The 8,285-nt window shown below is 65.6% G+C and carries 8 protein-coding genes; 3 read left to right on the top strand and 5 right to left on the bottom strand.

The annotated features are described in order from the left end of the window. Window positions 1-293 precede the first annotated feature (293 nt). The gene (locus tag AAF563_25050) at window positions 294-680 is read right to left on the bottom strand and encodes a RidA family protein (GenBank protein MEM7124567.1); all 387 of its coding nucleotides are present in this window, start codon (window positions 678-680) and stop codon (window positions 294-296) included. A 165-nt stretch (window positions 681-845) separates the two neighbouring features. Here AAF563_25050 and AAF563_25055 point away from each other — a divergent pair, with 165 nt between their 5' ends. Beyond that, window positions 846-2,120 carry an MFS transporter gene (locus tag AAF563_25055; protein ID MEM7124568.1) on the top strand — a complete coding sequence of 425 codons (1,275 nt, stop codon included), beginning with the start codon at window positions 846-848 and terminating at the stop codon, window positions 2,118-2,120. On the opposite strand, the gene AAF563_25060 is transcribed toward AAF563_25055, so the two are convergent. The 3 genes from AAF563_25060 to AAF563_25070 are packed head-to-tail and all read right to left on the bottom strand — an operon-like array spanning window position 2,117 to window position 5,275. Continuing rightward, on the bottom strand, window positions 2,117-2,515 hold the full coding sequence (locus AAF563_25060; protein ID MEM7124569.1) for a nuclear transport factor 2 family protein: 399 nt from the start codon (window positions 2,513-2,515) through the stop codon (window positions 2,117-2,119). The genes AAF563_25055 and AAF563_25060 overlap by 4 nt on opposite strands. 24 nt (window positions 2,516-2,539) lie before the next feature. Further along, complete coding sequence (locus tag AAF563_25065) at window positions 2,540-4,048, bottom strand: UbiD family decarboxylase (GenBank protein MEM7124570.1); 1,509 nt, start codon at window positions 4,046-4,048, stop codon at window positions 2,540-2,542. Between the two features lie 36 nt (window positions 4,049-4,084). Further along, the gene (locus tag AAF563_25070; GenBank protein ID MEM7124571.1) at window positions 4,085-5,275 is read right to left on the bottom strand and encodes an alpha/beta hydrolase; all 1,191 of its coding nucleotides are present in this window, start codon (window positions 5,273-5,275) and stop codon (window positions 4,085-4,087) included. Window positions 5,276-5,464: 189 nt separating this feature from the next. Here AAF563_25070 and speB point away from each other — a divergent pair, with 189 nt between their 5' ends. Continuing rightward, window positions 5,465-6,466, top strand: coding sequence for an agmatinase (gene speB, locus AAF563_25075; protein ID MEM7124572.1), 1,002 nt, complete (start codon window positions 5,465-5,467; stop codon window positions 6,464-6,466). 22 nt (window positions 6,467-6,488) lie between these two features. Beyond that, complete coding sequence (locus tag AAF563_25080) at window positions 6,489-7,151, top strand: GDSL-type esterase/lipase family protein (GenBank protein MEM7124573.1); 663 nt, start codon at window positions 6,489-6,491, stop codon at window positions 7,149-7,151. Here AAF563_25080 and AAF563_25085 read toward each other — a convergent pair. Further along, on the bottom strand, window positions 7,148-8,285 hold a 1,138-nt coding region (locus tag AAF563_25085), incomplete at its 5' end, for a GMC oxidoreductase (GenBank protein MEM7124574.1). The two genes, AAF563_25080 and AAF563_25085, sit on opposite strands and share 4 nt — an antisense overlap.

The following is an 8,285-nucleotide window of genomic DNA, read 5'->3' on the forward strand; positions in this document are numbered from 1 at the left end:
AGAGCCGGCTGGCGCGGCGGCGCGTGCCGGCAAGCCCGTAAGTCGCAGGTCGAAGATGAAGACATGATAACGCCCGCGCGCCGGAGCGGCGGACAGAAAGCGATAACAAGGCTCGAAACGGGACATCGGTTACACCGGAAACTGCTTGGAAAAGGGTACGACGGGACGGCTGACCCGGCGCTTCAGGCGCCGGTCAGATAAGTCGTAGACCGAGTAGCAGGGCGTGCAACCTTTCCATGAGTGCGGAAATAGGTGGAAATCGGTGGGGAGTCAAGGGTTTGGGGAGTGACGGGTCATCCCCGCCGCGCGATCGCGCGGATCTCCACCAGCGTCCCCTCGGTGATCAGTTCGGTGACGCCGATGGCGGTCCAGGCGGGGTAGGGCGGCTTGATGATCTCGTCCTTGACCGTCACGAAGACGTCGAGGTGTTTGCGCAGATCGACGTGGTAGGTCGTGATCTCGACGATGTCGTCGAAGCCGAGACCGGCTGAGGCCAAGCAGTCGCCCAGAAAGCGGAAGGTATCGCGGAACTGGGTTTCCGGGTCGTCGGCGACCGTGAGGTCGGGATGGGACCCGGTGACGCCGGAGAAAAAGACGAAATCGCCGGTGTCGAGGGCGGGCGCCAGGTGCCAGTCGTCGACCCAGTGGGCGATTTCGTAAGGGGCCAGGACTTTCTTCATGGAGACACTCCCGTTCAGCGGCGGCGCATGGATGAGGATCGGGCCGTTGTGGGGCAACCCGTTTCTTGCGGGGCGCGTGATCGTTGACGCCAGACGCGGGGCGTTCTAGTCGGTTCGCGACATGAGGTTCCGGGCGCTGGTGTCGCGGGATTCAGGGAAACCGCCATGAGCGAGCAAGCGGCCACACCGCCCAGAAAGCGCAAGAACCTCCGCATCATCGTCGCCGGTTTCATCGGCAACGTGCTCGAATGGTACGACTTCGCGATCTATGGCTTTTTCGCCGCGACGCTGGGGCGGCTATTCTTTCCCGCCGACGACCCCGCGACCTCGCTGATTGCCTCGTTCGGCGCGTTTGCCGTCGGCTTTGTCATGCGCCCCCTGGGTGCGATCCTGTTCGGCCATATCGGCGACCGCTGGGGCCGGCGGTCCATGATGATCGTCTCGGTGCTCTCCATGGCGTTCGCGACCTGCGCGATTGGCCTGTTGCCGACGGATGCGCAGATCGGCCCGGCGGCGGCCGTCATCCTGGTCGTGCTGCGCATGGTCCAGGGGCTTTCGGTCGGCGGCGAATACATCGGCTCCGGCGTCTTCCTGTCGGAATCCGCGCCCGCCGGTCGGCGCGGTCTCTTCGCGTCGTTCGCGACCGGCGGTCTGTTTGCCGGGCTGTTGATCGGCACGGCGGTCGGCGTCCTCGTCTCGACGCTGATGACCGACGACGACATCGCCGCCTGGGGCTGGCGCATCCCGTTTTGGGCGGGCCTGCTGCTCGGCGCCATCGCGCTCTTCTCGCGGCTCAAGATCGACGAGCCGGAGGCGCCCGATGCGCCCGCCAAGCTGCCGGCGGCCGAGGCGTTCCGCCATCATGGCGGCACGATCCTGCATGCCACGGCGATCGACATCGTGTTGGCCGCCAACTTCTACGTCACCACGATCTTTGTGCCGGGCTGGCTGATCCGAAACGCCGATATCTCGCGCGCGCTGTCCTTGGAGATCAACGCGCTGGCGATCGCGCTCTCGATCGCGGCGGGTTTTCCGGCGGCCATGCTGTCGGACAAGATCGGGCGCCGCCCGGTGCTGCTGGCGACCGCGCTGCTGTTCGCGGTTCTGTTCTATCCGATGTATGTGCTGATCGCGAGCGGCGACACCGCGCAGGTGACCCTCGCGCTCTGCGTGCTCGGTCTGCTCAACGGCGCCTATGCCTTCGTCGTGCCCGGGACCTTCGCGGAGATGTTCCCGTGGCGGGTGCGCGCGACGTCGGCGAACCTGAGCCACAATCTCAGCATGGCGGCACTGGGCGGCACCGGTCCGATGATCGCCACCTGGATTGTCGCGGAGACCGGCGGTTTGGTCGCCGTCGGCGTCTATCTCGCCGCGCTCGCCGTGGTCTCGGTCATCGCCTGCTGGTTCCTCAAACGACCGCGCGATTTGAAGCCGACCTAAGCGAGGATCCGGGCGAGCAGGTCGGTGTCGAGATAGGCGGTGATCTCGGTGATCCGGCCGTCGCGCATCACCATGGCGAAGCAATAGACCTGCTCGTAGGGCAGGCCGGTCTTGGCGACGCCCGTGCTCTCATGGCGCAGGATCACCTTGTCGCCGTCGGCGACAAGATCGATGAAGCGGGTCTTGAGCGGTCCGTCGAGGCGGTCAAGCAGCGGGCCGAAGGCCTGGTCGATCAACGCCTGTTTCGAATGGTAGACGCCGGAAACGGACGTCGTGCCGATCACCGTCCAGGTGACATCGTCGGCGACCAGATCGAAGAAGGGGCCGCTATCGCCGGTTTCCCACGGCCGGAAAGCCTCGCGGACAAGGCGTTTGTTCTCGTCAGCGGTGCTCATCGGCGCGTCGTCCCTTGCTCGCCGTCACGACCAGATCGACTTGCCGGAACCGGGCAGGCCGAGCTCGGACCACATGGCATCAACCTTTTCGATCACCGCGTCGTCCATACGGATCTTGCGGCCCCACTCGCGGTGGGTTTCGCCCGGCATTTTGTTGGTTGCGTCCAGGCCCAGCTTGCCGCCGATGCCGGACTCCGGGCTGGCGAAATCCAGGTAGTCGATGGGCGTCGACTGGACGACGGTGATGTCGCGCGCCGGGTCCATGCGGGTCGAGATCGCCCACATGACGTCCTTCCAGTCGCGCGCGTCGATGTCGTCGTCCACGACGATGACGAACTTCGTATAGATGAACTGACGCAAGTATGACCAGACCGCCATCATCACGCGCTTGGCGTGACCGGGATAGGCCTTCTTCATCGAGACGACCGCGATGCGATAGCTGCAGCCTTCCGGCGGCAGCCAGAAGTCGACGATCTCCGGAAACTGCTGCTGGATCAGTGGAATGAAGACCTCGTTGAGCGCTTCGCCCAGCACGCTCGGTTCATCCGGTGGCCGCCCGGTGAAGGTCGAGAGGTAGATCGGGTTCTGGCGCCGCGTGATCGCGGTGACGCGGAAGACGGGGAAGGGCTCGACGGCGTTGTAGTAGCCGGTGTGGTCGCCATAAGGGCCTTCGTCCTGGTAGTCGCTAAGCGAGACCTCGCCCTCCAGCACGATCTCGGCCTCGGCGGGGACTTTCAGTGGCACGGTCTTGCAGTCGACCAGCTCAACCTTCTTGCCGCGCAGGAGGCCGGCGAACTGGTACTCCGAGAGCGTGTCGGGCACCGGCGTGACGGCGGCGAGGATCGTGCCGGGATCAGCGCCGATAACGGCGGCGGCGGGCAGGGGCTCTGGCTTCTCTTCCTTCCAGCGCGCGTGGTGCTGGGCGCCGCCCCGGTGTTTCAGCCAGCGCATCAGGGTCGTGTCGCGGCCCGTCACCTGCATGCGGTAGATGCCGAGGTTGTAGCCGTCGGTGCGGCCCTTGCCCGGGCCTTTGGTCACGACCAGCGGCCAGGTGATCAACGGGGCCGGTTCGCCCGGCCAGCAGGTCTGGATCGGCAACTTACCGAGGTCGATGTCGTCGCCGGTCAAGACGACCTCTTGGCACGGCGCCGACGACACCGTCTTCGGCTTCATCGCCATGACGGTCTTCAGGAGCGGCATCATCTCAAACGCCTCGCGCCAGCCGCCGGGTGGTTCGGGCTGGCGCAGGAAGGCGAGGGTCTCGCCGATCTCGCGCAACTGGTGGGGCTCGCGCTCCATGCCGGCGGCGACCCGCTCGACCGTGCCGAACAGGTTGACCAGCACCGGCATCTCGGCGCGCGCGCCGTCGTCGCCAACCACGTTTTCGAACAGCACAGCGGGTCCGCCCTCGGCGAGCAGCCGGGTCTGGATCTCCGTCATCTCCAGATTGGGCGAGACGGGTGCTGTGACCCGCACCAGTTCGCCCCTGTCTTCAAGGCGCTGGATGAAATCGCGCAGGGAAGCGTAAGGCATGGCCCTTCGTGGGCCAGGACCGGGCCCGGGTCAAGTTCAGGCTTTCTTGGCCTTCTTGGCTTTCTTCGCCTTCTTCGCCTTCTTCGCCTTTTTGGCTTTGCTGGCGGCGGGTGCGGCTTTCTTCGAGCCGGGCCGCCGCCGCGCCGTGCCAGGTGCGGGCTCCAGACGGTAGCCGGTGTCGATCGCCGAGCGGTTCTCGATGTCCTCGTCGGCTTCGCTCGCCAGTACCGCCTGCATGTCGCGGCGTACAACGGGGTTGTTGCGATAGTACTGGTGGCCGGTGTCGTCCTCCTGCCAGGCGGGCGCGCCGTTGCGCTCCCACTTGATGGCGGGTGCCGCGTTGACGGCAGTGACCTTCGGGGCAAGGTCGAACGAACGGTCGGGGCCGGAGCGGCCCAGGCGATCGGGATTGCCGAGCGGACCGTCGCTTGCCTTGAGCGCCACATCCTGGGCGTTGTGGTAAACGGTGATGCGCCGGCAGCCGCCCAAGAGCGGCACGATCTTGTGCGGTTTCGAGAGCGTGTCGTGATCCTCGTCGGCGGCGGTCAGGATGACCTCGTTGAAGATCGGCGGAATGTTGTTGCCGACAAAGGTCTTCATCGCCTGGACCGCGCCGCGCAGCGCCCAGTTGCCCATGCTGTGGGCCATCAGGTGGACCGAGCCGGTGCAACGTTCGTCGCGTTTGATGGCGCGCAGGTAGTCGGTCGCTTTCAAGATAGCGCGGCCCAGCGACACGCCCGAGGCGCGTGCGCGTTCGGTTTCCAGTTCGTAGAGTTTTGGCGTCACGCCTTCGCCGAGCGATGGCCAACTGAATGCCATCATGACCAGCGGACGCGTGCGAACGCCCGCTGGCGGTTCGGTCTCCAGCCATTGCTTGATCTGCGCCGCGCGGCCCAGGGCATCGCGGAACGTATAGTTGTATCCGTGGATCAGCAGCAGGGCATCGGCGCCGGCCAACATCTCCTGGCGGATGGCGGCGAACATGCTGTCGCTGCCAACGACCGCGTCGCGGGCATCGTCTTTGTCGAGTTTTTCGCCGGCGACCTTGATCGTGAGGGTCTTGCCGACCTCGCCTACATCGGTCGCGTAGAGCTGGCTGCCCGGCACGCTGGCCGTGCCGACGCGAAACGATGTCATGTCTTCGGTGAAGTCCGAGGTAAAATCGGTCGGCTTGCTCTCGTTGTTCGGGCGCCGGTTTGTCGCGAAATAGACGGTCGTGTCGGCCATGGCAGGGACCCCTCCTTGCCGCAGTTGCTGCGATCCTGCGCCCCTTCGTAGACTACCACAGGTCGCAGGCGGCCGCGACGGCGGCCCGATTGGCGGTTGTGGCCAAGGCCGGGAGACTTGACCTCTGCTGGTTTCCGGCCAAGAAAGGCTCGCCGGCCGCCACCGGACATTCAAAAGGGGTGCACGACCATGGCCGACGAGACATCACAAAGGGGTTTCATGATGAGCGGCGACGACGTTTGGGGCGATCACGCGATCCGCGCGACGGATCTTAAGGCCCATCCGCAGGACATCACCTATGCGGGAGTAACGAGCTTTCTGCGCCGGCCCTATCGCAAGGATCTCGATGGCGTCGACGCGGTGGTCTATGGCGTGCCGTTCGACACCGCGACGACCAACCGGCCGGGCACGCGTTTCGGTCCGCGTGGCATCCGCGCGGCGTCGACCGGGCTGGCGTTCGAAAAGATCCCCTACGGCCTCGACTATCATCCGATCGACGAAATGGCGATCGCCGACCATGGCGACATGCCGCTCGATTTCGCCAGGCCGGCAATCGTGCCTGACGACATCACGAAGTGCGCGAAGGCGGTGTTGGACGAAGACACCATGATGGTCGCCATGGGCGGCGATCACTTCATCACTTATCCGCTGATCAAGGCGCATGCGGAAAAGCACGGCGCGCCGCTCTCGATCATCCATTTCGACGCCCATACCGATACCTGGCCCGATGAGCACGACGACGGCATCAACCACGGCACCATGTTCTGGCATGCCACGCGCGAAGGGCTGATCGATCCCAAGACATCGGTCCAGATCGGTATCCGTACCTGCAACCAGGACACCATGGGTTTCAACATTCTCGACGCGCCCTGGGTGCACGCGAACGGCATCGAGAAGACGATCAGCGAAGCGCGCCGCATCGTCGGCGACACCAAGTGCTATCTGACCTTCGATATCGATTGTCTGGATCCCAGTTATGCGCCGGGCACCGGCACGCCGGTGGTCGGCGGGCTCACCACCAACCAGGCCAACCAGATCATCATGGGGTTGAAGGGCGTCAACATTGTCGGCGCCGATCTGGTCGAGGTCGCGCCGGTCTACGATGTCGGCGAGATTACCGCGTTGGCTGGCGCCACCCTGGTGCTGCACTTCCTGGCGCTGTTCGCCCGCGCGCCCTGGCGCACGGCCTAGTCGGCGGCTTGCGGCGTTCACGATGACCGGAGGTGGGGAGCCCAAGTCGATCGTTTGCTTCGGCGACTCGATCACCTGGGGTTTCGACCCCCGGGGCGCGGAGGCCTTCCATCGCTACGGGATCGCGGAACGCTGGACCCGGCGCCTTCAGGACGAACTCGGCGACGGTTACCACGTCGTCGAGGAAGGCTTGAGCGGGCGCACCACGGTCTTCGACGATCCGGTCCTGGGCGGCATGAGCGGGTTGGCGGATCTGCCGAATGTACTGAAGAGCCACATGCCGGTGGATCTTCTGGTGTTGATGCTGGGCACGAACGACATCAAGAACCGGTTCGGCGTTAACGGCGCCGAGATCGCGACAGCCATGTCGCGTCTGGTCGATCTGGCGCTCAAGTCGGGCTGTGGCCCGGATGCCGGTCCGCCGCAAATCCTTCTTCTGGTGCCACCGGTCCTGGGTCCGGTTGACCAGACATGGCTTGCGCCCATGTTCGGTGATGAGAAGAACCGGGTTGTGCTTGAAGAGTTGCGCCAGACCTATCCGGCCCTGGCCGCGGTGTTCGGCATCGCCTGCTTCGACACCAACGAGGCGGTCAAGCCTGGCACCATCGACGGCGTCCACCTTGACCCCGACATGCTGGAGCCCTTCGCGAAGGCGGTCGCCGCGCAGATCTGCGTCCTGCTCTAGCGCGCGTCCTCCAGAATCATCGCGGCGGCCTTCTCGCCGATCATGATGGCGGGCGCGTTGGTGTTGCCGGAGACGACGGTCGGCATGATCGAGGCGTCGGCGACGCGCAGGCCACGAAGGCCACGCACCCGCAAGCGTTCGTCGACAACGGCGCGCTCGTCCTGGCCCATCGCGCAGGTGCTGGTCGGGTGATAGATCGTGCCGCCGGTCTCGCGGATGTATTGCAACAGCGCCGCGTCGTCGGTCATGTCCGGACCCGGCAGGGTCTCGCGTTTGACGTGGCGGGCATAGGCGTCTTGACCGGCGATGGCGCGGCCCAGCTTCAGGCCGTCGACCATGGTGCGCTGATCCAGTTCGCTGTGCAGATAGTTCGGCTGAATGGCCGGGCGCACCGTCGGGTCGGCCGAATTGGCGCGCACGTATCCCCGGCTTTCCGGGCGCAGCTGGCAGACCGAGAGCGTGACGCCCGAATAGTCGTGCATGGTGCGCTCCAAGGGGTTGTCCGCGCTATAGGCGATGAAGTGGAACTGCACGTCCGCCGTCGCGACCTCCGGTCTTGTCTTGGCGAAGAGGCCGACCTGGCCGGCGCTCACGGTCAGCGGCCCCTTGCCGTTCAGGATGTAATCCAGGCCGACCAGTCCGCGCCGGAAGAGGCCGCGCACGTCGTCATTGAACGACATGCCGTCGCCGACCTCATGCACCAGGCGCGACTGATAGTGGTCCTGCAGGTTCTCGCCGACTCCCGGCAGCTCGTGCACCACCTCGACGCCGATCTCGCGCAGCAGAGCGCCCGGCCCGATGCCGGAGATCTGCAGGAGCTGGGGCGAGTTGATGGCGCCGCCGGAGACGATGACCTCGGCCCCGGCGCGCGCTTCCTTTTCGACGCCGCCTTGAAGGTAACGCACGCCGATCGCGCGGCCGTCCTCGACCAGAATGCGTGATGCCAGGGCGTCGGTCACGATTGTCAGATTGGCGCGGCCGCGCGCGGGTTTGAGATAACCGGCGGCCGTGCTGCAGCGCCGGCGCCCGCGCGACGTCGTCTGGAAATAGCCGACGCCTTCCTGGCGGGCGCCGTTGAAGTCGGGGTTGTGGGGATGGCCCGCGGCGACAGCCGCTGCGACAAAAGCGTCGCAG

The organism is Pseudomonadota bacterium, assembly GCA_039028155.1.
GTDB lineage: Bacteria > Pseudomonadota > Alphaproteobacteria > SP197 > SP197 > JANQGO01.